The sequence below is a fragment of the Phosphitispora fastidiosa genome, from assembly GCF_019008365.1.
GTDB lineage: Bacteria > Bacillota > Thermincolia > Thermincolales > UBA2595 > Phosphitispora > Phosphitispora fastidiosa.
In genome coordinates, this window is record NZ_JAHHUL010000014.1 from 18,637 (window position 1) to 42,504 (window position 23,868).

The window sequence follows — 23,868 nt, forward strand, 5'->3', positions numbered from 1 at the left end:
GACCTACTAATAAGCTATAAAGGGGCGAAAAAGATGAGAACATTGCAGCCGCTGTTTTTAAGGGGGGTTCTGTTTCCGGTTATCATGTTATCTCTGTTCATTAATGTTACCTTTACAGGTCCCGCATTTGCTGATACCACAGGCCCTTCATATGCGAAAATCAGTCCTGTAGAGGGGGCACAGTTAAGTACGGGAAAAGTTACTATATCTGTTACTGCCAAAGACACTGATAAGGTGAGTGATGCTTCAGTCATTATGAAGGTAGACGGGAGCGCGGTTTCACCCATAAAAGAGTATGGCTGGCTAAGTGAATGGGAAGACGATTTGACAACGCTAAATATTTATTACCCGGCCAACCTGTCACAGGGAGACCATACAATATATGTGGGATCCAAAGACCTTAAGGGGAATTTCACTGAACACACGTGGTCCTTAACAGTGGCGGCGCCGCCGCAGATAACTTCAAAGACCCCTGTTGAGGGCGCTGTCGTGACTAATTTAAAACCCGAGATTTCAGCTATTGTGAAAAACATTGAGGTAATTGATGCAGACTCTCTGGAAATGACTTTCGACGGAAAAAAGGTAAGCCCTGAATTCGATATTGCCACCGGCAGGGTTTCTTTTACACCGTCCGCAGATATTGCCAACGAAGCAGTTCATACGGTGACTCTGAAGGTCTCCGGTCAATTAGGGAGTACGGTACAGGCCCAATGGACCTTTAAGACAAATACATATGAGGAAATGGCTTTTAGTGTGAATGATGAAACATGTCAATCCTGCCACCCGCGGTCAGAACACCTGATGACCAACTGTGCCAGCTGTCACGGGACTAATCTGAATGCCGGCAAGCCGGTTTATCCGGTTGATGATTGTTATAAATGTCATTTCCAATTACCTGGTTATCCGGCTATCTATCACAGCAGCGGATTACCGGTTTATGTGGCGCCGGATCATCCCGTACAGGCGACCGACAGCTGTACCGCATGCCATAATAAGAATTGGCAGACAGGTATCCCCCAGTATCATAGCATTACAGATACGGCTGACCGTCACTTGACATCATCTGCCGGTTGCGAGGAATGCCATGCTAAAAGCCTCACCAGGGAACACTACAGAAGGACTGACAGCTCCGGTAACAGCCTGACCTGTAACACCTGTCACACCAATGAAGCAGCCAAGGTTCAGGATGCTATCACCAATGACGATTCATCATGTGCGGCATGTCACGATTTGGGTGAGTCGGGAGGCCATCCGGCACACGAGGGAGGGCTGGATGCAGCCTGCCAGACGTGTCATTCGAGCTCGATACTAAGTGAATCCCAGTTTCACAGCCAGAACGGCTGTCAGGTATGCCACAGTGAAAATGCACCGGAAATTGTGCAGTATTCTATTGACACCGGCAGCACAAATTGTTTTTCCTGCCACAATGAGGGGCATAATGTTAATATGGTAGCTAAGGTTCCCGAAGATATACCTTTGTACCCTGGATTTGAGTGGACCGTTCCCCAGGATGCCCGGATCTTTGCAGGGGAGCTCTGGTTTGACAGCCAGTATGCATCTGCCGGTGCCAAAATAGTCATTTCAGACAGGCTGCAGTCAGTTGATGGGAACGATGTCGCCTTGTGGTATCAACAGGAACTGGGTCAGAACGGTTGGACCAGTGTAAGGGAAAACATCAATACTGCAGATAATTTCTCAGTAACTTATACTAAGGAAAACAGGATGGTTACTATCAACTTCTATGCAGGAGAAACCCATGATCCGGCAGATGAATTTATAGGCCATAAAATAGAAATGGTGTATAAATAGATCTTTTTTCTCAAAACCAATTGCATAAATTTTAAGCCCTATGATATACTTTTAATAAGGGATCAGGCAGCCGGGTAATCTGGTGAGCCGGGCTTCTATGCAGCAGGATAGCCTGTGGGACCTCAACGGAACCACAGGCTTTATTAATTGGGGGGATGTCTTATGACGCTTGAACAGCAGACCGCTGAAAAAAAAGCTGTTGCTTTGAGTTCAGTATTTGCCTCAATGTTACTTACAGGTGGGAAAATGGCTGTTGGGCTGTATACCGGAAGCCTGGGTATACTTTCAGAAGCCGCTCACTCGGCCATGGACCTTTTTGCTGCCCTGGTTACATATTTTGCCGTCAGGGTGTCAGACAGACCTGCCGATGAGGAGCATCATTACGGGCACGCCAAGGTGGAGAATTTTTCCGCCCTTATCGAGGCCTTGCTGCTCCTCCTTACCTGTGTGTGGATTATTAAGGAAGCCGTAAGCAGGCTGTTTTTTGTACATGTGCCAATTGAGGTGAATGTATGGAGCTTTACTATCCTGGTGGTTTCTATTGTGGTCGATTTTTCCCGGTCAAGGGCCCTTTCCAGAGCAGCAGAAAAATATAACAGCCAGGCCCTGGAAGCTGATGCTCTGCACTTTTCCAGTGATATTCTGAGCTCGGCTGTAGTGCTGGTTGGTTTGGTTTTTGCTCGGTTTGGGATAAACTATGCTGACCCGGTGGCAGCGTTTATTGTTGCGGTTATTGTCATTGTGGCCAGTTTGCGTCTGACCTGGAAAACGGTTAATGCTTTACTTGACAAGGCTCCGCGCGGCCTGGACAGGGATATTGCCACTGAAGTAATGGAGACACCTGGGGTCGTCGGAGTTCATAAAGTGCGTCTCCGTGAGGCTGGAGGCCGAATTCACGGTGATCTGCATGTGGTTATTGACAGGAACATATCATTTGTGGAAGGGCATCGCATTGCCTCACTGGTGGAGGAAAAGCTGTCAAGACACAGTAACGATATTTTGGTCCACTTTGAGCCTGAGGATGATTGGGAAGCCGTGAACAGCAGCATTCTTAGAACAGAACAGGCAGTTATCCGGTTGATGGGTAAGAAGAGTTCGGGAATACTGGGATACCACAGCCTTGTTGTCCGGAGGGGGCCGGGAGGAACTGATGTAAGCATACATGTTGTCCTGCCCAAGGATATCTCTGTTTCCCGAGCCAGGGAGTACTGTGATGACATTGAACGGGACATTAAGACCGAACTTGATGATGCAAATATGCATTTTCATATAGAACCCTGTGAGGGTATTTGTACTGACTGTGAGGTTTGCCCGGACTGTGAAGTAAAGGGTGAAAAGACTAAAAAGTAACATGTGGCTTTATTGAGAGTAATATATAAAAACTACGTAAAATGTTAAAGGTAAATAAGATATTTTGACGAATATCATCATATGGCTTTAAAATATCATTATTTAACTTTTAAATAGTATTACTTAGTGGAGGTTTAATGGTGTACAGCGGTTGTAAAAAGAAAAGCTACGGAACAGTTAGTTACAGACTTCTCAATAAAAAGGTTATTGAAGATAATATTGATACATTGATGTCCCTTAACAAAAGAGTCAGTGTAACAGATAGTTTCCCCGGCCTGTTTGGGGTTGATGACAGACAGGTGCTGCTTTCCTCTGTTTCTCGCTTAAAAAAGACAGTTCTTAATGAAACAGACCCCTACAGGTTTATAAAGGTCAATAATTTACTGTCGATAATTGGAGAAATTTATTCCGGGGAACAGTTTGTCTTAAATGAAATAATGGCAGTTACCAGATCCCGTCAGGTGAGTAAGGACATCAAAATCCTTTTTTTGTCTTTCCTTGTTGATATCGGGATGGAGGAAGAGATAATTGCGACACTTTTTGATCTTGACGAACTGGCGGAAATGGCTGAGTTTGCAACTGATAACCTGATCGGTCTTATCAGGGGAGATCTTGGGGATAAGCTGCTTTTCTTACAGGAGTTTGGCGGTTTTGATGACCAGGGGCAGGAGGAAATAATGAAACAGCTTGCTGAGGAAAATACCGATGCTGCTGCTGAAATGCTGGGTATTCTGGCATATGCCTATGAAACCGGTATCGCTGCTCCGGCCGTAAGTCTCTTGGGCAAGAATCTCAGGGCGCGAAAAGTGAGTGTGCTGAATGAACTTGCATCCTGTAATGACAAGTTTATCAGCACCCTGGCCAGGCGCGTCCTCTCAGAGTGTAACAAGGACGGAAGCCGTAAGCCGTCACGCAGAAAATGGGAAAAACCCTATGGAGAGCTATATGATGCGGTTGTCAGTTCAGTAGATGGACAGGGTAACAGGGCTGTTTGGCTTGCATGGACGCTGCCAAACCGAAAGAACAGGATAGTGGCCTTTAATCTGCTATTAAATACAGCTACAGGAATTAAGGACTGTTTTGGTATTCCGGTGCTGACTAAAAAGGATTTTGAAAACATGATTCAGGAGATATCCCTTAGTGCCGTTGTTTTAAGAAATGACTATAAATACTGCCTGTCCCTGGTTAGAGGGGCTTTGAAAAAAAACCTTTCAGAAGGATACCGGGTACCCTTGGAGTTTGCTTTTTGGCGCCGGTGTATGGATAATGATATTTATCCTGAGGAATATGTTCCCATATATAATGATTTTATTCCTGAGACAGAGAAGCAGATACAGGACTCCTATGACCGCCTGGAGATGCTTTTTGAGGAACGGGAATTTGCGGTTTGGTATGAAGAGACACCTGAGGTTTATGATACGGCTGAGGAAATTATGGCATTAGCTGACAAAAACACCGGTCAGACCTATGCCAGAAAAGTTATGAAACTGGAGAACCGAATCATTAATAGGGTGATTAAGCCCCTGCTGCCTGTAATTAAAGAACGTCTCAAGATTACAATCGATTTTCTGCACAGGACGGGCAAAGAGACTCTTGCCAAGGAAGCAGTTGTTTGCCTGATTACGCTTGACTCTGTACCTATTGAACAGCATCCGTTTATCAGGAGAATGTGTTTTGAGAGCATTTCATCTGCGATAAATAATCTGAAAAACGGTGTCGATATCAGAGTGGACCCTGAATATATGTAATATGCCTCGTAGGCTCTCGGAAATGACCGGTACAAAGCCTTGAACATAAAGGAAATTCTATTTCCGAGAGACTTATGCCTCCTAATAGGAGGTTTTTTTTGTATTTACAAAATTGTGCGGCTGGTTTACAATAACAGTAGAACAGTTGAACAATTGTTCAAGTAATGAAATATAATAGTTACCGGGAGGTATTTATGAGGAAAGCGCTGGACAGGTGTGAGGTAGTTTGTATTAACCATGATGCTGTAAACCGCGTCCGCAAGGAAATGCTTGATGAAGAGGTAATTAGGAATATTGCCGACATCTTTAAGGCACTGGGGGACCCTAACAGGGTGAAAATTATCAGATTTCTGGCCCAGGAAGAATTGTGTGTATGTGACTTGGCCCAACTGCTGGGGATGAGTTTATCAGCAGTTTCTCACCAATTGAGGGCGCTGCGCAGCCGCAGGCTGGTGAAATTCCGCCGACAGGGGAAAGTAGTATATTATTCACTTGATGATGCCCACATTGTCGGGTTGTTTAACCAGTGCCTGGATCACGTAACTCATGAGTAACCAAGAGCCGCGATGGATTCTACAGGTATAAAAGCGAGATGGTATTAACTGACATAATTAGGAGGAGAAATTATGAAAAACGGCTATGTTTCTGAAGGGGATGCAATTGAATCTGGAGTGGCCGGTTCCATGGCCGGGACAAATAATTCTGTAATCGAAATATCTGGAATAGACTGACTGGACTGTGCCGGGAAGCTGGTCAGAAAAATTGAACAGCTTCCCGGAGTGGCTGAGGTTCAGCTAAATTTTGGAGCAGGTTTGATCAAGGCAGTACACAAAAACACATCAGTTGAGGATATTATCGGGCTTATCAAGTCCAATGGATATGATGCCAGGGTCCAGGGTGGGGCCCGGGATGCTGCCAAGCCTGCCGGAAAACCCGGAATCAGGATGATTTTGGCCGGGTTCTCCGGTCTAATGCTGGGAGCGGGGTTGGTATCCGAATGGGCTTGGACTGCTGGTGATTTTCAAGTATTTTTATATGCCGCGGCTATGGCTTCAGGGGGGTATTTCGTTTACAAAACAGCACTAAACTCACTTAAGAGCCTAATTCTGGATATGAATGTTCTGATGAGTATTTCATCTATTGGAGCAGTATTTTTGGGACTATGGTCAGAGGGAGCGACAGTGGTGTTCCTGTTCAGTGTGGGTAACCTGCTTCAGGCATATACCATTGAAAAAACACGGGATTCAATAAAAAAAATGATGCAGCTGGCGCCGAAGGAAGCAAGAGTAATCACAGATGACGGAAGCGAAACCATGATGCCGGCGGAAACAGTTAATGTTGGGGATATGATTCTGGTGAAGCCGGGAGAGAGCATACCTGTGGACGGAACTGTAACCAAAGGCCTGTCCTGGGTGAACCAGGCTTCAATAACAGGTGAGTCCAAACCGGTGGAAAAAACTGAAGGGGAAGAGGTTTTTGCGGGTTCCCTTAATAATGAGGGGAGTCTTTTTATTAAATGTACCCATCTGGCTGCAGACAGCACTCTGGCAAAAATGATCCAGATGGTTGAAGAGGCACAGGCTAAAAAGGCGCCTTCACAGCAGTTGGTTGATGTCTTTGCCAGGTATTATACCCCTGCAGTCATTATAGGTGCGGTTTTAGTTGTTGCAATACCTGTGCTGCTGCTGGGCCTGCCCTTTGCAGATTGGTTCTACAAGGCCCTGGTACTCCTGGTTATTTCGTGCCCCTGTGCACTGGTTATTTCCACTCCGGTATCTATAGTGTCAGCAATCGGCAATGCAGCGAGAAACGGTGTCTTAATCAAGGGCGGCATCTACCTGGAGGCTCTCGGAAAGGTAAAAAACATTGCTTTTGACAAAACCGGGACCATAACAACAGGTATGATGAGTGTGACAGACGTCTACCCTGTTAATGGTATTGACAGTAAGCAGCTTTTACAGGCCGCAGGCGCTGTGGAGCGGTTTTCCGAACATCCTCTGGCCAGGTCGGTGATGGCTGAAGTATCAAAAAGGAAAATATCTCTGCCAGATTCGGATTCCTTCCGCTCATTTCCCGGGAAGGGCGCCGTATGCAAGGTGGAAGGCAGAGAAATTTATGCCGGAAACAAGCGGCTGCTAACTGAGCTGAGCATTCCATTTGAGGAAATTGCACAGATGGAAGCAGCTCTGGAGAACGCAGGGAAATCAATCATATTTGTCACAACCTCAAGAAGGCTGCTGGGTATTTTGGGGATAGAGGATATTCCCCGGGCTTTAGCGGGGGATGCCCTAAAGCAGCTGCAGCAGCTCGGCATTGAGAGGATTGTTATGCTCAGCGGGGATAATGAGGCTACTGCGGCTAATATTGCCGGAAGATTGGGGATTAAAGAATACTGTTCCAATCTGCTTCCTGATGATAAGGTCAGGGAAGTGGAGGCCCTCACCCGGGAAGGTGTGACAGTAATGGTTGGGGACGGGGTAAATGATGCCCCGGCTCTGGCAGTTGCCAATGTGGGTATAGCCATGGGAGCGGCAGGCACTGATACAGCCTTGGAAACGGCGGATGTGGCCCTGATGAATGACGAACTACTGCATATTCCAGCTGTAATTAAACTCGGCAGAAGGACAAGGACAATTATCGGACAGAATGTTGTCACAGCTGTTGCCTTGAAGCTGATATTCCTGGTGCTGACACTTGCCGGGATATCAAATCTCTGGATGGCGGTGTTTGCTGATACGGGGGCTTCGGTTTTGGTGACCCTTAATGGGATGAGGTTGGCCCGCCACCGCTTTTAAAAATATTGTGAATGTAGGGGAAAATGCTCCCTGACATCGTTGCGCGGCTGACCGTAATCCGCGACGTCGGGGGTCCCCCCATTTTGTCGGGACGGCGGCTCCGCAGGAGCCGGGGTTCCGGTAACAAAATGGGGGCTTCGTTCAGTACGCCTGTGGTTACGGCCAGCCGTGCGCCCTGTTCCCGTGAAAAAATGACAAGCCGGTTGTAACCATTGGCTGTTGTCATACATAAGCTGATATTGACGTGGGATACAGGTTTGAACTGCCGACTGAACCCGATGTAAGGAGGTTGAAAGATGAAGTATACTGTTAAAAAGAATGACAGTATGTACAGTATTGCCAAACAGTTTGGCATTCCCTTTGCGGAAATTGTCAAGGGAAACCCAGGTATTCAGGACCCTGATGTTATTTACCCGGGGCAGGTGATTGAAGTGCCTGTTGCGGCGGACAGCAGCGGCATGGTTCCTGGAGCCGGGCCGGATGATGGCAGCGCTGCCTATCCAGGTGGAACGATGTTTGGTTATCCGGGGATAACGGGATTTCCCGGAGTGTCAGGATTTCCAGGAGTGTCAGTCTTCCCAGGGCTACCCGGCTTTCAGGGAGGGATGGTCCCCGGTTCTTCAGGAGATATGCCTGGTTTTTATGAGGGACCGGCCGGTAATTATCCTGGCCAACAGGTTCCGATTTTTCCGGGACTTGGTCCCAGTGGGTATCCTGGAGAGGGGATTTCCGGTAAACCGAGTGGTTTAGATTCCCGGCTGCCCGGATTTATGCCAGGACAAATCGTAAGGCAGGGAGAACAGGGAAAACATGTTCAAATACTGCAGCAACGGCTGAAAGAGCTCGGATATTTCCGCGGCCGTGTAAGTGGCCGCTATGGGCGTGGAACAGTTTCAGCAGTATCGAAGTTTCAACAGGAGTGCAGCATGCCGGTCAACGGTATGGTTGATTATTATGTCTGGAGCAGTCTCGGTATAAGGGAATAGGAGTCAACTGACTTAAGTTGCCGGCAGGCGGCTTCTTTTTTTTTTTTTGAAGCTAATTTTGGTTATTATCCGGCGTTTGTGAAAAAAATATTATAAATATATTGTTATACAAGCCTGTCTGTAATAATATATATAGGTAGTGGTACCTGCTGTTTTTTTGGTAAAAAATTGACCTGAATAGCAGGAATCGACGACTTTTCGCCGAATATACTAAAAATTACGAAAAGTTTCTTTCGAAAAAGGGAGGGAGTAAGTTTTCATGTACAAGATACTAAAAAAAGAAGTTTTGTCATCAACTCTGAAACTGTTTGAAATCGATGCACCAAAAGTTGCAAAGAAATGTCAAGCGGGACAGTTTATCATTCTTCGGATTGATGAAAAAGGTGAGAGGATTCCGCTGACTATCGCTGATTTTGACAGGGAAAAAGGGACTATTACCCTTATCTTTGCAGAGGTAGGCAAAACTACCCAGCAGTTGGGCCAAATGGAAGCCGGGGATACTCTTCTGGACTTTGTTGGACCACTTGGACGGCCGTCAGAGATAGAGAAGTACGGCCGTGTAGTATGTATCGGCGCCGGCGTGGGTATAGCACCGGTTTTTCCTATCACCAGGGCTCTTAAAGAAGCCGGTAATGAGGTTATCGGGATTGCTGGCGCCAGGAATGAGGAACTGCTGTTCTGGACTGATGAGTTTAAGGCACAGTGTGACGAATTTCACATCTGTACAGATGATGGTTCTGCCGGGGAGAAAGGATTTGTTTCCAATATTCTGAAGCAGATTATTGATGAGAAGGGGCAGGTTGACTATGTTATAGCAATAGGTCCGATTCCGGCTATGAAAGTTTGTGCCGAATTGACTAAGCCATATGGGATCAAAACCTTTGTCAGCCTGAACTCCATTATGGTTGATGGAACCGGTATGTGCGGTGCCTGCAGGGTTACTGTAGGTGATGAAACCAAGTTTGCCTGTGTTGACGGTCCTGAGTTTGACGGTCACCTGGTTGATTTTAATGAACAAATGCGCCGTGCCCAAATCTTCAAGGATGAGGAGCAGCGCGCCTTAGCAGCAGGAAGTTGTGGAGGAGGTGGCTGTGGATGTCACTAAACAATAGCCCTATTAAGAACGATATGCCTTGCCAGGACCCGAAGGTAAGGGCAAAGAACTTTGAAGAGGTAGCTCTGGGTTACACCGTGGAGCAGGCATTAGATGAAGCTAACCGCTGCCTGGGATGTAAGAAAGAACCATGCCGTCAGGGCTGTCCTGTTCAGGTGCCAATACCGCAGTTTATTGCTAAAATTCAAGAGAATGATTTTGCGGGAGCAATCGCAACCATTAAAGACAAGAATGCCCTGCCGGCTGTCTGTGGAAGGGTTTGCCCACAGGAGGCCCAGTGTGAAAAGTACTGTGTCCGCGCCAAAAAAGGCGATCCCGTTGGCATCGGGCGCTTGGAGAGATTTGTTGCTGACTGGGAAAGGTCACAGGGTGTAAAGCCTGTTGAGTGCGCTCCAGCTACCGGTAAAAAGGTTGCCGTTGTCGGATCAGGACCTGCCGGACTGACTGTTGCTGCTGACTGCGCTCAGGCTGGACATGATGTAACTATTTTTGAAGCCCTTCATGTACCCGGTGGAGTTCTTATGTATGGTATTCCCGAATTCCGTCTTCCCAAAGCCATTGTTCAGGCTGAAATTGCTAACCTGAAGAAGATAGGTGTCAAAGTTGAAGTAGATGCAGTCATCGGTGCAATTGATACTGTTGATGAGCTTCTCGAAAACGAAGGTTTTGATGCTGTGTTTATTGGGACCGGCGCCGGACTTCCATACTTCCTGGGTATTCCCGGGGAAAACTTCAACGGTGTATATTCAGCCAATGAATTCCTGACCAGGACGAATCTGATGAAGGCTTACCTGTTCCCCGAGTATGACACTCCTATCAAGGTAGGCAAGAAGGTTGCCGTTCTTGGCGGTGGTAATGTGGCCATGGACTGTGCCAGGACAGCTCTGCGTCTTGGCGCTGAGGAGGTTCATATTGTATACCGCCGCTCCATGGAAGAACTGCCGGCGAGGGTTGAGGAAGTGCATCATGCCGAGGAGGAAGGGGTAATTTTTGATATCCTGACAAATCCAACTGAGATTATAGGTAATGATCAAAACTGGGTAACAGGTATGACCTGTCTCAAGTATGAGCTTGGTGAGCCTGATGAGTCAGGCCGCAGAAAGCCTGTTCCTGTTGAAGGTTCAGACTTCCATATGCCAATGGATACAGTTGTTGTGGCTATCGGGCAAGGGCCTAACCCATTGGTTCCAAGGACTACTAAGGGTCTGGATACCAACAGGAAAGGGAACATTGTTGCCAGTGAAGAGACTGGAGCTACTTCCAAACCAAGTGTATATGCAGGTGGAGACGTCGTAACAGGCGCCGCTACAGTTATCAAGGCAATGGGAGCAGGCCGGGTATCGGCAACAAGTATCTGTGAGCTGCTCAAAAAATAATCATGAAGAGTTTTAACAGGACAGCCACTAGGATTTATCCGGTGGCTAGTCCTGCCTACATAGTAGTGAATTAATTCACAACCACCGGTTTCCACGAACATAATGTAATCCTGCATAGAATCAAAATCAGCTAAATAAATAATAATAAGTTATTAGTAGAATAGGGAGGTAATGTATTTATGTCAATGTTAGACAAGTCATGTAAAGAATTTATTGATGTCCTGGCATCAAAGGCTCCGGTACCGGGTGGCGGTGGAGCGGCAGCAATGGGTGGAGCTGTAGGAATGGCCCTGTCCAATATGGTAGGCAATCTTACAGTTGGCAAGAAGAAGTATGCTGATGTTGAAGATGAAGTTAAAGTATTAATCGAGAAGGGCAATAAGGTAATAGCTGACCTGGAGTCACTGGTAGACAAAGATGCTGAGGTGTTTGAGCCCCTGTCAAAGGCTTATGGACTGCCTAAAGATACTCCGGAACTGGCTCAGAAAAGGGATGAAACCCTGGAGAACTGCTGCAAGGTAGCCTGTTCAGTTCCTATGGACATTATGAGGGCAGCTTTTGAAGGCATTAAGATTCATGCCAGAATGGGTGAAATCGGCACAATGCTTGCAATTTCCGATGTTGCCTGTGGCGTTGTTTTCATGAAGGCCGCTCTCATTGCTGCCAGCATGAACGTCATTATTAATGTTAACTCTATTAAGGATGCTGAGTTCAACAAGGCCACCCAAGAGGAAATGGACCGCTTACTGGCAGAAGGCACCAAAGTTGCAGACGATACACTTGCACTTGTTACCAAAAAGCTGGCCTAATCAGGGATCTATGGAAACAAACTAATTGTCCCCGTTGCACAGACACCGGGGAATTATTCCGGTTGCTTAGACACCGGGGAATAATATTTATAATTGTCAATAATAAGGAGGTAGAATAATGGCTGAAAGATTAGCCGGAAAAGCAGTTGCTGATGCCATGAAGGAAGACCTCAGCAAAAAAGTTGAGGAACTGAAAGCAAAGGGTATTATGCCTAAGCTGGGGATTGTTCGGGTCGGCGCCCGCCCTGATGACCTTTTTTATGAAGGTGGCGCTAAGAAAACATGTGATACTATAGGTATGGCTTATGAAGTTTTTGAGTATCCTGCTGATATTTCTCAGGAGGCATTTGAAAAAGCCGTTACTGATGTTGGGGCCAACAAAGAAATTAACGGTATCCTGATGTTTGCTCCACTGCCCAAGCATCTGGACGAGCGTAAGATCAGGTCGCTGATTCCGGTAGAAAAAGATGTTGACTGCATGACTCTTGGAAGTGCAGCCAAGGTATTTGCTGATGACCTGACAGGCTTCCCGCCATGTACTCCGACTGCCTGTATGGATATCCTGAAATTCTATGATATCCCCTTAAAAGGCAAGAAAGCAGTTGTCCTGGGCCGCTCTCTGGTTGTCGGGAAACCTGTTGCCATGCTTCTGCTAAGGGAACATGCTACTGTTACCATCTGCCATTCCCGCACTGAGAATCTTCCTGCAGTGTGTGCAGATGCCGATGTTCTGATTGCAGCAGTTGGCCGTGCCAAGATGGTTAAGGCAGACTTTGTAAAACCCGGTCAGGTTGTTATTGATGTCGGTATTAATGAAGACCCCGACAACCCTGGGAAATACTGTGGTGACGTAGATTATGCCGTGGTTGAGCCGATTGTTCAGAAAATTACTCCCGTACCCGGTGGGGTAGGCTCAGTAACTACTGTTGTTCTCTGCAAGCAGACCATAATGGCATGTGAAATGCAAAACGGACTGGCTTAAGAGCAGCAATTTCTGAGGGGCTACAGCGTCAATAATATTGAACTCTAAAGATGTTATAACAGGGGTAGATGTGTTCCGGAGGCAGGCGGAGATGTCTGGGGGTCCGCCCGAGGAATACATCCACCCCTGTCTATGTTAAATTTTAATTATCTGTACAGATAAGTCTTTAAAATTGCAGAAACTTATGGTATAATTAATAAAAATAATTGGTAAAATATGTGAAAATGATTACAAGTTCATTTATCCTGTATCTGCAGTTCCTTTCCGGTTATTGATTAGGGGGGAATGTAAATGGTTAAATGAGTCCGGTCTAATGACAGCTTTAGTGTATATTCCGTCACTAAAGTTTTTTCGTTTTCGGTAACTTTTGGTGCTAACCAGGAATAACATATAAACAGAACATAAGTCCGGCACAATTTGTGAAATTGCACACAATATGCCGCCCTGAAACCACAAGACTACGTATTCTTAGGGGAAGGGGGGAGACTAATGTCAGCTTTTATTACCATGGGAATAGGTTTGATATTGCTGGTCAGCTTCACAATCAGTGCATATATTACTTTTCAGAAGTTCAGTATCAGGAGTTCGTTGACCAGAGTTGCAGTATTTTTAGCGCTGGCTGTAATTTTATCTGTAGTCACCTTTACAATTTCTTTAACCATTTATTATACGTAGAAAGATAGAGATAAGGGATATCTCATCAGGAGCGCCTGTAAAAACTACAATACAGGCAACTGTAGAGATATCCCTTAAAATTCAGACGACCATATTACCGGATTATATTTTCCGGCACTCTTGTTCAAACAATTCTTTTAAATAATCGGCAGTTTTTTGGGTGTTTTCCATTTTACTAAAAATGAGTGTGAATTGAATGACTGCTATATTTGGGTCAATATCATCAACCAAATTTTCAATTAATCCCCGGTTTTTCTTAACCATTTTAATTGTTATATCTATTTCGGATTTTTTTACTTTTGCATGGACCTTAATTTCTACAAGCTCCTGGGCAAAGAACGTAGTGGGGTCATAACTAAATTCCTGTAAAACTCCGTCAAAGTCCCCGGAATGCTTTTTTTCATGAAAACCAAGAGTTGCCAGGGCATCAAAGAACATTTTGAGGTAAGTGTTTGGAATTACCAATATATCATCATGGTCAACAGGGTCGATAGCCTTACGGATATCTATCTTTGTCTGGAGATAGTATCTCGTCCTGCCTCTGGAAATTGGCATGTTCCTGGCAAAAGGAATTTCGAAATTAACAGGTATTTCCTCTGCATAGCCAGGCGTAATTACCATGTTTTCGGCGATGATTACTGATGAAACCTCCCTGTTTAACAGCCTCGACTGCTTGTGTTCTTCATAAGCAGATTTCAGCATAAGGCTGATTTCAATTTTTTTAACCTCCTGTTCTACGCTGCCTCCTGAGATTTTCACGATGCCCTTCAGGCTCTCACCCGGTTCTACTTGGGGGTTGGGTATTTCCAGGTCGACCGTAGCCGCACCAATACCCATACTGGCCAACATTTTTTCTAGCACAGAATTTACACCTCCGGATTATTTTGTAGTCTCTCGGGTCAATCTGACTTAAAAAAATATGTTTTGGTTTGTGATATATAGCTTGACAATAATTAATTACTTTTTATTCAACAATTATCCAAAAATCTCCTTCCTTTAATTGAATTTAATTGCACCGTAATCAAATAGAGGAGTTTTTTATACTTAAAGCGAATTATTCTTGCTTAAGTAACTGGCGGTTAATGGCAAAACACTACAACCACAAGGGGAGAGCACATTGAAACAAGCTAAAGTAAATCCCTATTCAGCAGTGTTTTTTGGAGTGATTGCAGTTTCTTTTTCTTCCCTGTTTGTCAAACTTTCAGATGCAAATTCATTTACAATAGCCTTTTACAGATTATTTATTACCTTTATGCTTCTCCTTCCCATAGGATGGAAAGAGAAAATTACCGGCTTACGGGAGATTACCTTCAGGGACGGTTTGCTGGCTTGTCTGAGCGGCGTCTTTCTTGCTGTACATTTTGTTGTCTGGTTTACTTCACTGGAATACACCAGTGTTGCCAGTTCGGTGGTTTTGGTGACGACACAGCCTATTTGGGTTGTAATTGGTTCATATATTTTCTTCGGAGAAAAAATTGGATTTAAAGCCCTTGCCGGAGGAGCTATAGCATTGCTGGGCGGTATCATGATCGGTGTGGGGGATTTTGAAACAGGCGGAACGGCTCTGATAGGTGACATTCTCGCCCTTGCCGGTGCTGTGGCGGTGTCAGGATACCTCATTATCGGCAGGAGAATCAGGAGCAGGGTAGGGCTTCCCGTATATACCTTACTTGCTTATGGGAGCAGCAGCATCATTTTGGGCATAACCACAGCAGCGGTTGAAATGCCGTTTTATCCTTACCCGCAGCACGAATGGGCGCTCTTTTTTGGACTGGCCTTCGTCTGTACTGTGCTCGGACACACTGTTTTCAACTGGACTCTCAGGTATATCCAAGCCTCAGTTGTAGCGATTGCGATACTGGGAGAACCTTTAGGCGCCATTTTATGGGCAGCGGTTTTCCTGGGAGAAAACCCAACTCCCCAGCAGCTGATTTCCGGGGCCATAATAATTCTGGGGTTATATATCTTTACAAAATACAGCAAGCAGGACAGCCCGGCTGAGTCGATTAACCGGTAAAGGCACACGGGCGGGTGACACACTTGCCACAGGCATCGGTAAGATTAAGGTCAAGGTAGCACTTGGTAAAATCATTTTTCATACTATTTTCCTTTCCAGTGATACATACTATAATCAAGGTTATTGTAACACAAAATTGTCAACAAATTTTAGCAGGAAAAATGTCAGCTTAGCAGGAAAATGTCAGTTTGATGGCTAATTAATACCAAATGAAGCACTGATTCCAGACAGGTCTTGCCTTTTTGCCAATAATTTTATATAATACCCTCATAGGGTATTATGATGTTGCTACATTAATCTTAAGTAAAAAAGGAGCGATTCAAATTGATCAGTTTTACAGATGCAGCACAGGAAGAAATGAAAAAAGTGCTGGATGCAAATGATTCGGAAATGATTAGAGTTGCCTTTGCCGGAATGGGTTGAGGCGGCCCAAGTTTTGGTCTGGCTTTGGAAAAGTCAGCTAAGGACAATGACGAAATTTTCGAATATGAAGGTTTTAAGGTTGTAATCAGCAAGGAGTATAATGACATGTACACAAACCTCGTTGTAGACTGGGTTGATAATTACATGGGCAAAGGTTTTAGCGTATCCGAAAAAGATGCGGGCGGCTGCAGCAGCTGCTCGGGAAGCTGTTAAGGCACAGCAACCGCATAAATTCTATTTGGATAATATCTGATTATGAAAAGATTGCACACCAATCCATAAATGGGTTGGTGTCTTTGCTTTTTCCAGAGGCAGGATAGGTCCTTTATACCCGTCATATCAATGAAGAGGCCTGGATAAAAAATATAAACTCAATTTGCAGGAATTATTCTAATTACTGCCGTAATATACCATATATTACCCTAATTAGACAAATGACGACATTTTGTAAGGGTGGAATAATTATGGATTTGATAATTCCTTCTGTCATGGCAACACTTTTAGGCACAATATTGCTGACACATGTATATTGGTATTTATTTCTCAGGTACCGTGAACGTTTTATGAAGATATGGGCAATGAGCTGGACAGTTTATGCTCTAAGGTTTACTTTAGAACTAATTGTGCAATTCGGAACTAACGGGATCTTGATTGTTGCAGGTCAGCAGTTTACAACCCTGGCAAGTGGTTTGCTGTTTATGTGGGGGACATATTCATTTCTGGGAAAACATCTGTCAAGGTGGCCCCTGTATGCCGTTTTAGTTGACGGTATCTGGATTACTGCCGGATTTCTCCTGGATATACCGCTGCATATTTTAAATCTGCCCACCTTTTTATTCCTTGGACTTGTTTATATCTGGACAGGCGTGATGCTGCTCCGGTCCAGGGATTTGGAAGGGCTGGGGAGGCTGTTCACCGGATGGGGATTTGTGTTATGGGGGATACATAAGCTGAATTACCCCTTTGCAGGTATGATCCCCGGGTTTGCACCGTGGGGATACCTGACAGCGGCAGTGCTAGAGTTTGTTGTTGCCACCGGTATCCTGCTGGTATATCTTGAAAAAATGAGGGCTGTCTTATCTTCAGGTGAGGCGAGATTCCGCAGACTGGCAGAAAATGCGCAGGATATTATTTACCGCTGCCGCCTGCTGCCAAGCCGTGGTTTTGAATATGTCAGCCCTGCTGCCACCGATATTACGGGTTATACTCCGGAAGAGTATTATGCAGATCCAGACCTTTTATTTAAAATAACCCATGCCGATGACCTGGATGTTTTAAACGTGCTTCCGGTTCTGACAGTTGAGCAGGGCAAACCTGTTATCATGCGAACTTTCAGAAAAGACGGAAATATGGTTTGGACCGAACACCATACGGTGCCTTTTTATGACGAAACCGGTTGTCTAGTGGGGTTTGAAGGAATTGCCAGGGATATTACCAGGCGAAGGCAGGCCGAAGAAGAATTAAGGAAATCGGAATGGCGTTTTCGGGAGATTTTGGAAAATGTCAGACTCTTAACCGTTACCCTTGATAAGAAAGGAAATATTACCTTCTGTAACGATTTTCTGCTTGAAATTACAGGGTGGCGGCGTGATGAAATTCTGGGGACCAGTTGGTTTGATACATTTATGCCCGAGTTTACCAGAAACCAGTTCAGGGAGGGCTTTTTCAAGTTGTTCACAGAGCATGCCGGACCTGATGACCTGCACAAGGTTACTATAATTCAAACTAAGTCAGGGGAGCAGAGGACGGTTTCATGGAACACAACAATACTAAGAGATTCAACAGAGGAGATTATCGGGCTGACCTGTTTTGGTGAAGATATTTCGGAACGGATACAGGCTGAAGAGGTGTTAAAGAGGTATCAGCTGCTGTTTGAACATGCGAATGATATCATACTTTTCTTCCGCCGTGACGGTAAAATACTGGAAGCTAACACTGCTGCGGTTAACACCTATGGATATTCCAGGGAGCAGTTGCTAACAATGAATGTTTCCGACCTGAGGGCAGAGCAGACAAAAGCGCTGCTTGCGGGACAGATTGACAGGGCAGAACAGGCAGGGCTCCTTTACGAGACAGTGCATCAGCTAAGTGATGGAAAAATTATGCCTGTTGAGGTGAGCTTACAGGGAACGGTGTTGGAGCATGAAAAGGTACTCCTTGGGATTGTACGTGATATAACGGATCGGAAAAGGGCAGAAGAGACTATAAATTACCTGGCATATCACGACCCACTTACAGAGCTTCCCAACAGAGTACTGTTTTTTGACCGCCTTACTGTTGCTTTAGCAAATGCTAAAAGGAATAAGCAGAAGCTTGCTGTGATGTTTCTTGACCTGGACCGTTTTAAATTGGTTAATGATATTATGGGTCATGCAATGGGTGACCAATTCCTGAAAAAGGTTGGTAAACAGTTAAAGTCCTGTGTGAGGTCAAATGATACTGTAGCCCGGGTCGGTGGTGATGAATTTACTATTCTGCTGCCAGACATAAGCAGGGATGAGGATACAGTCAAGGTTGCCAAAAAAATTATTCATGGCCTTAAAAAGCCATGGATTCTTAACGGTTATGAGTTCCAGATTACCGTAAGTGTGGGGATAGTGTTGTACCCGAATGACGGAGAAGATGCCGAAACACTCACCAAGAATGCGGATACAGCCATGTATCGGGCTAAGGAACAGGGTGATAATTACCAATTCTATACTCCGGCAATGAATCTGAAGAATGTGCAGCGCATGGAAATCGAGGTGGCGTTGCGGAAAGCCCTGGAAAATGAGGAGTTCCAAATATATTACCAGCCGCAGGTCAATATTAGCAAAGGTATGATTGTCGGATTTGAGGCTCTCCTCCGGTGGAACCATCCTCTAAAAGGTGTTATCCTGCCAATGGAATTTATCAGTGTGGCGGAAGACACGGGACTAATCATTCCGATTGGCGAATGGGTTCTGAAAACAGCCTGTGCCCAGAACAAGGCATGGCAGGATGCCGGTTATCCCCCGGTAAGGATTTCAGTAAACCTGTCGGCACACCAGTTTAGGCAGAGAAATCTGGTGGATATGGTAGCAGCTATATTAGTTGAAACGGGTCTGGAACCCAAGTGGCTGGAACTTGAATTAACAGAAAGTACGGCCATGCAGGATGTAGAGTTCAGTCTGGTCATGATGAAGAAACTAAGGGAAATGGGAATCAGGATTGCTATGGATGATTTCGGGACGGGTTATTCGTCTCTGGGTTACCTCCGGAAGTTTCCGCTTACCACTCTTAAGATTGACCGGTCGTTTGTGCATGATGTGCTGACAGATCTGGAGGATGCGGCTATTGTAGCTACCATCATAGTTATGGCCCAAAACCTTAAGCTTAATGTGATTATAGAAGGAGTTGAAAGCGAAGAACAGCTGGCCTTTTTTGAGCAGCAGGAGTGTTATGAAATGCAGGGATACCTGTTCAGCAAACCGGAACATGCCGATGTTACCGAAAAAATGCTGCAAAAACAGACAGCTTTTAAGGTGAGCATTTAACCTTTGTCTTGGCCCGGTGTTGTTCCAGTGGGGTGTATCTTTATACTGCACTGGAACCACCGGGTTTTGTTATGGTATAATAGGTGGTAATCATATAGAAAGGCGCTGAATCACAGTGAAAATCATTTCTGTCAGTAATCTGAACGGTTACATAAAGGAAAAACTTGATTCTGACTTTTTACTGAGTAATGTCTGGGTCAGAGGGGAAATATCCAATTTTAAGCACCATTCCTCAGGGCACATGTATTTTACCCTAAAAGACAAAACCGGGGCTGTTAAAGCCGTAATGTTCAGAAGCAGGAACAACAGCCTCTTTTTTGAGCCCAAGGAGGGCATGGCAGTTATAGCAAAGGGTTATGTTTCGGTATACGAGAGGGATGGGATGTACCAGCTCTATGTTGAGGAAATGCATCAACAGGGAGTTGGCACACTGCATGTGGCCTACCTGCAGTTAAAAGAAAAGCTGGAAAAAGAAGGGCTGTTTGACCCCCAAAGGAAACGACCCCTGCCCAGATTTCCACAGCGGATAGGTGTGGTTACTTCGCAGACCGGGGCAGCAGTGAGGGATATTGTTACTGTGATACATCGAAGATACCCCCAAGCACATATTATTCTGTTCCCGGTTGCGGTACAGGGGGATGAGGCTCCCGGGCAGATTTGTGAGGGGATTCGTCTGGCAAATGAGATGACAAACCTGGATGTCCTTATAGTCGGCAGGGGCGGCGGGTCTATTGAGGAGTTATGGGCTTTTAATACAGAGGTGGTGGCCCGCAGCATCTTTGCCAGCACTGTCCCTGTAGTATCCGCTGTAGGACATGAAACTGACTTTACAATTGCTGATTTTGTTGCCGATATGCGTGCCCCAACTCCTTCGGCGGCAGCCGAGATTGTAGTCCCTGATTTCAGGGAAATCCAAAAGAATATAGATATGCTGGAACAGAGAATGATACTTGGACTGAAAAATTTGATCTACACATCGAGAGAAAAGTTAAATTCCCTGACCGGTAGCCCTGTTATGAAAAGGCCGCAGGACAAAATATACAGGATGATGCAGGACCTGGATCAGGTGACTAGAAGGATGGCACAGGCAGCAAAATTGAATTTAACCGGGAAGAAATCCTGTCTGGCCCTCCAGGTTTCCCGGCTTGATGACTTAAGTCCTCTGGCCACAATGAAAAGAGGCTACAGTATCTGTCGTGATCCGGGGGGGAGAGTGGTTAACAGTGTTAATGGTGTCAGACCGGGAGACACGGTTGAAGTTATTGTGACCGATGGCTCGGCTGACTGTGTCGTAAAAAACATTAAGGAGGGCGCTTATGGCCGCAGATAAGACAAATGCTGAACCTACCTTTGAAGAGGCACTAAATGAGCTGGAAAACATAGTCAGGCTTATGGAGGGAGGGAACCTGGACCTGGAGGATGCATTGGCCAGGTTTGAAAAAGGGATTTCACTGTCCAGGATTTGTAATAAAAAACTGGAACAGGCAGAAAAACGAATTGAAATGCTGCTCTGTAAGGAGAGTGGGGAAATAATTCTGGAACCTGCCGGAGCAATGGAGCAAAAGGATGAATAAAGATACCTTGAAGAGGGAAATAAATGATAGAGTCAGGTTAATCGACCAGGCTTTGGATAATTACCTTTCAAACAGCGCAATGCCGGAAACGCTTCATCAGGCAATGAGATACAGTGTGTTTGCCGGAGGGAAGAGGCTCAGGCCGGTACTGCTGCTGGCATCAGCAGAGGCAGTTGGAGGAAATGCCGACCTGCTGCTGCCGGCTGCGGCTGCCTTTGAAATGGTACATACCTATTCACTTATTCATGATGATCTGCCGGCTATGGATAATGATGATTTCAGGCGTGGTCAGCCCACCAATCACAAGGTTTTTGGTGAGGCTATGGCCATATTGGCCGGTGACGGGCTGCTTACAGAGGCATTCGGGCTAATAACTGAGTGCTGCGTTTCTGAGAGCATTGCGCCGGGAACGGTTGTCACCGTAATTAAGGAATTGTCACTGGCAGCAGGCCCGTTTGGGATGATTGGCGGACAGGCTGCTGACATAAGTTCGGAAAACCAATCTATAGATAAAGAGGTTTTGGACTACATTCATTCACATAAAACGGGCGCTCTGTTTAAGGCCTGTGTCCGTGCGGGCGCCATTATGGGAGGGGGCAGTGCAGAGCAGTTGGCTGCGTTGACCAGGTATGCTGAAAATCTCGGTCTGGCCTTTCAGATAACCGATGATGTTTTGGATGTTGAGGGTGATTCGCGAAAACTGGGGAAAACAGTCGGTAGTGATGAAAGACTGAAAAAAGCTACTTATCCCTCATTATACGGGCTTGAGGTATCCAAAAAGCTGGCCGCAGATGCGGTGGACAGGACACTGCGGGCACTGGATATGTTCGGCAGAGAAGCAGATTTGCTTAGGTATATTGCGGGATATCTTTTGGAGCGGGATAACTGACTGCATCAAGCGGGATAACTGACTGCATCAAATGGAGGAACTCAGTGGAAACAGCATTTCAGGAAACAGCAAAAAATACGGCTTTATTAGCAGCAATGATTTCATGGCTGTCGGCCCAGGCTTTAAAATTTGTTATTGGACTTATAACAGACGGCGAAATAAATCTTGTCAGATTAGTGAAAAGCGGCGGCATGCCCAGCAGTCACGCAGCTTTTGTTACTGCTGTTTCTGTTGGTGTTGGCAAACAGCATGGTTTTGACTCCGGAGTGTTCGCTTTAGCTGCTGTTATGTCCCTTATTGTGATGTATGATGCCGCAGGTGTAAGGCAGGCTGTAGGCATTCAGGCACAAACTCTAAATGACCTGCTGCACGATTTGTACAGCAGAACCGCCATTACTCCGGTAAAGATTAGGGAAATACTCGGGCATACTCCTGTTGAGGTTATTGCAGGCGCTTTACTGGGATTGATGGTTGCCCTGATTCTTTAAATTATTACACTTTTCTAAAATGTATTGAATAATAAATTGACTTATGATATAATTTTTCTTTGATGAAAACACAATGTAGGTGGCGCAGTATTCTAGTCAGGACTGCCACTTTGAAGGCGGGCCTAAAAATCCGTCAAAGGGCATATCGATGAAGTTCCTGGTTCCGGCTGCTGACGCCCAGTTGGGGGTCGGTTCTGGGAGTAAGGAGGAAGGGCGATCTACAACGGCATGTAGGCGTTGACCCAGCCTCCGTGGAGGCCCGGGAAGTATACCGGTTTGAGCAAGGTTAACTTCCCGGGAGAAACCTGCGTATATGATGCTGTTCTTTGTGTTCAGTGTTTAAAGCAGTGTAGCCTGCCTTGAGTGGTGCTGGTGGATTATGGGTTATCGGATTTATTGGATGCGGGCCCGCTTTCAATAGATCCGCTGTCTGAAACCACCACTGCAAAAGAGGCTAGAAGTGTTCCAGTTCTGTTGAGGAAAACTCCTAGACTGTTTAGGCTTACTAAGGCATGATAGGGATTAAAGTGTGGACTAAGTGGTAATTCAGCCCCGTAAGCGGCGACGCTACGGATTCATCATAAAGGGAAACCGCCGGAGCGGTAACGCGACGGAGATGAATGGGAAAACCAGCTGGACCTTAAGCCACAATATTTACTTATCGTGCTGCCACCTACAATATACTTAAAACAGTACCAAGCTGCCGATGCTTGTATGAGGTGAAAATATTTGGGTAATAATAAGCCTAGTTCCCTCAAATTTGCAGTACTTATGGGAACTGGGGCGTTTTTTGCGGCCGTTTTTTTTAGCTTTTTTTCTGAAATAGTGTTACCAAAACTGCAGTTGATTATGCTGTCTTTTTTATCATTGTTAGTTGTTATTTTTGTTGGGATAATTTTTGATATGATCGGAATTGCGGTAGCAGTTGCTGATGAAAAATGGTTTCATGCCAAGGCATCCAAGAAATTGCGGGGCGCCGGCCAGTCCATCCTGATGATTCGGCACGCAGCAAAGGTTGCTACCATTTGTAATGATGTTGTGGGCGACATCTGCGGGACGGTCAGTGGTGTTTTCGGAGTAGCTATTGTATTCCAACTGGCTTCAGAAAGACCGACCTGGGATAAATCCATTATGACAATGGTGATGACAGGAATAGTGGCCTCACTTACGGTTGGCGGAAAAGCTCTCGCTAAAAACAAGGCCATGCACGATTCTCGGGAAATTGTAGGTATGGTGGGACATATTCTGGCCTGGTTTGAGACATCGACAGGTCTGAACCTATTTGCCCTGAACCGGCGCAGGGACAGGAGAAGGTGAA

Annotated in this window: 19 protein-coding genes; 18 read left to right on the top strand and 1 reads right to left on the bottom strand. The window is 45.6% G+C overall.

The annotated features are described in order from the left end of the window. Nucleotides 1-33: 33 nt before the first annotated feature. The 11 genes from Ga0451573_RS12765 (at nucleotide 34) to Ga0451573_RS12815 (ending at nucleotide 13,644) form a co-directional block, all read left to right on the top strand. Entirely contained in the window at nucleotides 34-1,809 is a 1,776-nt protein-coding gene (locus tag Ga0451573_RS12765; RefSeq protein ID WP_231684513.1) for an Ig-like domain-containing protein, read from the top strand. A 162-nt stretch (nucleotides 1,810-1,971) separates the two neighbouring features. Beyond that, nucleotides 1,972-3,159 (top strand): cation diffusion facilitator family transporter, encoded by a 1,188-nt coding sequence (locus Ga0451573_RS12770; RefSeq protein WP_231684514.1) that lies wholly within the window; start codon nucleotides 1,972-1,974, stop codon nucleotides 3,157-3,159. A gap of 137 nt (nucleotides 3,160-3,296) precedes the next feature. Then, complete coding sequence (locus Ga0451573_RS12775) at nucleotides 3,297-4,907, top strand: hypothetical protein (protein ID WP_231684515.1); 1,611 nt, start codon at nucleotides 3,297-3,299, stop codon at nucleotides 4,905-4,907. 194 nt (nucleotides 4,908-5,101) lie between these two features. Then, nucleotides 5,102-5,461 carry an ArsR/SmtB family transcription factor gene (locus Ga0451573_RS12780; RefSeq protein WP_231684516.1) on the top strand — a complete coding sequence of 120 codons (360 nt, stop codon included), beginning with the start codon at nucleotides 5,102-5,104 and terminating at the stop codon, nucleotides 5,459-5,461. A 258-nt stretch (nucleotides 5,462-5,719) separates the two neighbouring features. Continuing rightward, nucleotides 5,720-7,702: a heavy metal translocating P-type ATPase gene (locus Ga0451573_RS12785; protein WP_231684517.1), complete on the top strand. Its 1,983-nt coding sequence runs from the start codon at nucleotides 5,720-5,722 to the stop codon at nucleotides 7,700-7,702. A 296-nt stretch (nucleotides 7,703-7,998) separates the two neighbouring features. Further along, nucleotides 7,999-8,688: a PGRP and LysM peptidoglycan-binding domain-containing protein gene (locus Ga0451573_RS12790; protein ID WP_231684518.1), complete on the top strand. Its 690-nt coding sequence runs from the start codon at nucleotides 7,999-8,001 to the stop codon at nucleotides 8,686-8,688. Nucleotides 8,689-8,947: 259 nt separating this feature from the next. Then, nucleotides 8,948-9,793 carry a sulfide/dihydroorotate dehydrogenase-like FAD/NAD-binding protein gene (locus tag Ga0451573_RS12795; RefSeq protein ID WP_231684519.1) on the top strand — a complete coding sequence of 282 codons (846 nt, stop codon included), beginning with the start codon at nucleotides 8,948-8,950 and terminating at the stop codon, nucleotides 9,791-9,793. Beyond that, entirely contained in the window at nucleotides 9,784-11,178 is a 1,395-nt protein-coding gene (gltA, locus tag Ga0451573_RS12800; protein ID WP_231684520.1) for an NADPH-dependent glutamate synthase, read from the top strand. The genes Ga0451573_RS12795 and gltA overlap by 10 nt, the downstream gene beginning before the upstream one ends. A 185-nt stretch (nucleotides 11,179-11,363) precedes the next feature. Continuing rightward, on the top strand, nucleotides 11,364-11,987 hold the full coding sequence (locus Ga0451573_RS12805) for a cyclodeaminase/cyclohydrolase family protein (protein ID WP_231684601.1): 624 nt from the start codon (nucleotides 11,364-11,366) through the stop codon (nucleotides 11,985-11,987). Between the two features lie 118 nt (nucleotides 11,988-12,105). Continuing rightward, entirely contained in the window at nucleotides 12,106-12,969 is an 864-nt protein-coding gene (locus tag Ga0451573_RS12810; protein WP_231684521.1) for a bifunctional 5,10-methylenetetrahydrofolate dehydrogenase/5,10-methenyltetrahydrofolate cyclohydrolase, read from the top strand. Nucleotides 12,970-13,458: 489 nt separating this feature from the next. Continuing rightward, entirely contained in the window at nucleotides 13,459-13,644 is a 186-nt protein-coding gene (locus Ga0451573_RS12815; RefSeq protein ID WP_231684522.1) for a hypothetical protein, read from the top strand. A 102-nt stretch (nucleotides 13,645-13,746) separates the two neighbouring features. Here the strand turns inward: Ga0451573_RS12815 and Ga0451573_RS12820 are convergent, their stop codons facing one another. Next, nucleotides 13,747-14,505: a sporulation protein gene (locus Ga0451573_RS12820; protein ID WP_231684523.1), complete on the bottom strand. Its 759-nt coding sequence runs from the start codon at nucleotides 14,503-14,505 to the stop codon at nucleotides 13,747-13,749. Nucleotides 14,506-14,761: 256 nt separating this feature from the next. Between Ga0451573_RS12820 and Ga0451573_RS12825 the strand changes: the two genes are divergently transcribed. The 7 genes from Ga0451573_RS12825 (at nucleotide 14,762) to Ga0451573_RS12855 (ending at nucleotide 23,867) form a co-directional block, all read left to right on the top strand. Continuing rightward, nucleotides 14,762-15,661, top strand: a complete 900-nt coding sequence (locus Ga0451573_RS12825) for a DMT family transporter (protein WP_231684524.1) — start codon at nucleotides 14,762-14,764, stop codon at nucleotides 15,659-15,661. A gap of 887 nt (nucleotides 15,662-16,548) precedes the next feature. Then, nucleotides 16,549-19,599: an EAL domain-containing protein gene (locus tag Ga0451573_RS12830; RefSeq protein ID WP_231684525.1), complete on the top strand. Its 3,051-nt coding sequence runs from the start codon at nucleotides 16,549-16,551 to the stop codon at nucleotides 19,597-19,599. A gap of 115 nt (nucleotides 19,600-19,714) precedes the next feature. Next, nucleotides 19,715-20,929 carry an exodeoxyribonuclease VII large subunit gene (xseA, locus tag Ga0451573_RS12835; protein WP_231684526.1) on the top strand — a complete coding sequence of 405 codons (1,215 nt, stop codon included), beginning with the start codon at nucleotides 19,715-19,717 and terminating at the stop codon, nucleotides 20,927-20,929. Next, complete coding sequence (locus Ga0451573_RS12840) at nucleotides 20,916-21,173, top strand: exodeoxyribonuclease VII small subunit (RefSeq protein ID WP_231684527.1); 258 nt, start codon at nucleotides 20,916-20,918, stop codon at nucleotides 21,171-21,173. The genes xseA and Ga0451573_RS12840 overlap by 14 nt, the downstream gene beginning before the upstream one ends. Next, a complete protein-coding gene (locus Ga0451573_RS12845; protein ID WP_231684528.1) occupies nucleotides 21,166-22,062 on the top strand; it encodes a polyprenyl synthetase family protein in 897 nt (298 codons plus the stop codon). Before Ga0451573_RS12840 ends, Ga0451573_RS12845 begins: the two co-directional genes overlap by 8 nt. Nucleotides 22,063-22,106: 44 nt before the next feature. Beyond that, entirely contained in the window at nucleotides 22,107-22,550 is a 444-nt protein-coding gene (locus tag Ga0451573_RS12850; protein WP_231684529.1) for a divergent PAP2 family protein, read from the top strand. A 729-nt stretch (nucleotides 22,551-23,279) separates the two neighbouring features. After that, entirely contained in the window at nucleotides 23,280-23,867 is a 588-nt protein-coding gene (locus Ga0451573_RS12855) for a hypothetical protein (RefSeq protein WP_231684530.1), read from the top strand. Nucleotide 23,868: the final 1 nt, after the last annotated feature.

What these genes read in the sequence shown, in the direction of transcription:
- Ga0451573_RS12805 (WP_231684601.1), top strand. Translation starts at nt 11,364, where the DNA reads ATGTTAGACAAGTCATGTAAAGAATTTATTGATGTCCTGGCATCAAAG.
- Ga0451573_RS12845 (WP_231684528.1), top strand. Translation starts at nt 21,166, where the DNA reads ATGAATAAAGATACCTTGAAGAGGGAAATAAATGATAGAGTCAGGTTA.
- Ga0451573_RS12810 (WP_231684521.1), top strand. Translation starts at nt 12,106, where the DNA reads ATGGCTGAAAGATTAGCCGGAAAAGCAGTTGCTGATGCCATGAAGGAA.
- Ga0451573_RS12790 (WP_231684518.1), top strand. Translation starts at nt 7,999, where the DNA reads ATGAAGTATACTGTTAAAAAGAATGACAGTATGTACAGTATTGCCAAA.
- Ga0451573_RS12830 (WP_231684525.1), top strand. Translation starts at nt 16,549, where the DNA reads ATGGATTTGATAATTCCTTCTGTCATGGCAACACTTTTAGGCACAATA.
- Ga0451573_RS12765 (WP_231684513.1), top strand. Translation starts at nt 34, where the DNA reads ATGAGAACATTGCAGCCGCTGTTTTTAAGGGGGGTTCTGTTTCCGGTT.
- Ga0451573_RS12780 (WP_231684516.1), top strand. Translation starts at nt 5,102, where the DNA reads ATGAGGAAAGCGCTGGACAGGTGTGAGGTAGTTTGTATTAACCATGAT.
- Ga0451573_RS12840 (WP_231684527.1), top strand. Translation starts at nt 20,916, where the DNA reads ATGGCCGCAGATAAGACAAATGCTGAACCTACCTTTGAAGAGGCACTA.
- gltA (WP_231684520.1), top strand. Translation starts at nt 9,784, where the DNA reads ATGTCACTAAACAATAGCCCTATTAAGAACGATATGCCTTGCCAGGAC.
- Ga0451573_RS12795 (WP_231684519.1), top strand. Translation starts at nt 8,948, where the DNA reads ATGTACAAGATACTAAAAAAAGAAGTTTTGTCATCAACTCTGAAACTG.
- Ga0451573_RS12815 (WP_231684522.1), top strand. Translation starts at nt 13,459, where the DNA reads ATGTCAGCTTTTATTACCATGGGAATAGGTTTGATATTGCTGGTCAGC.
- Ga0451573_RS12775 (WP_231684515.1), top strand. Translation starts at nt 3,297, where the DNA reads ATGGTGTACAGCGGTTGTAAAAAGAAAAGCTACGGAACAGTTAGTTAC.
- Ga0451573_RS12770 (WP_231684514.1), top strand. Translation starts at nt 1,972, where the DNA reads ATGACGCTTGAACAGCAGACCGCTGAAAAAAAAGCTGTTGCTTTGAGT.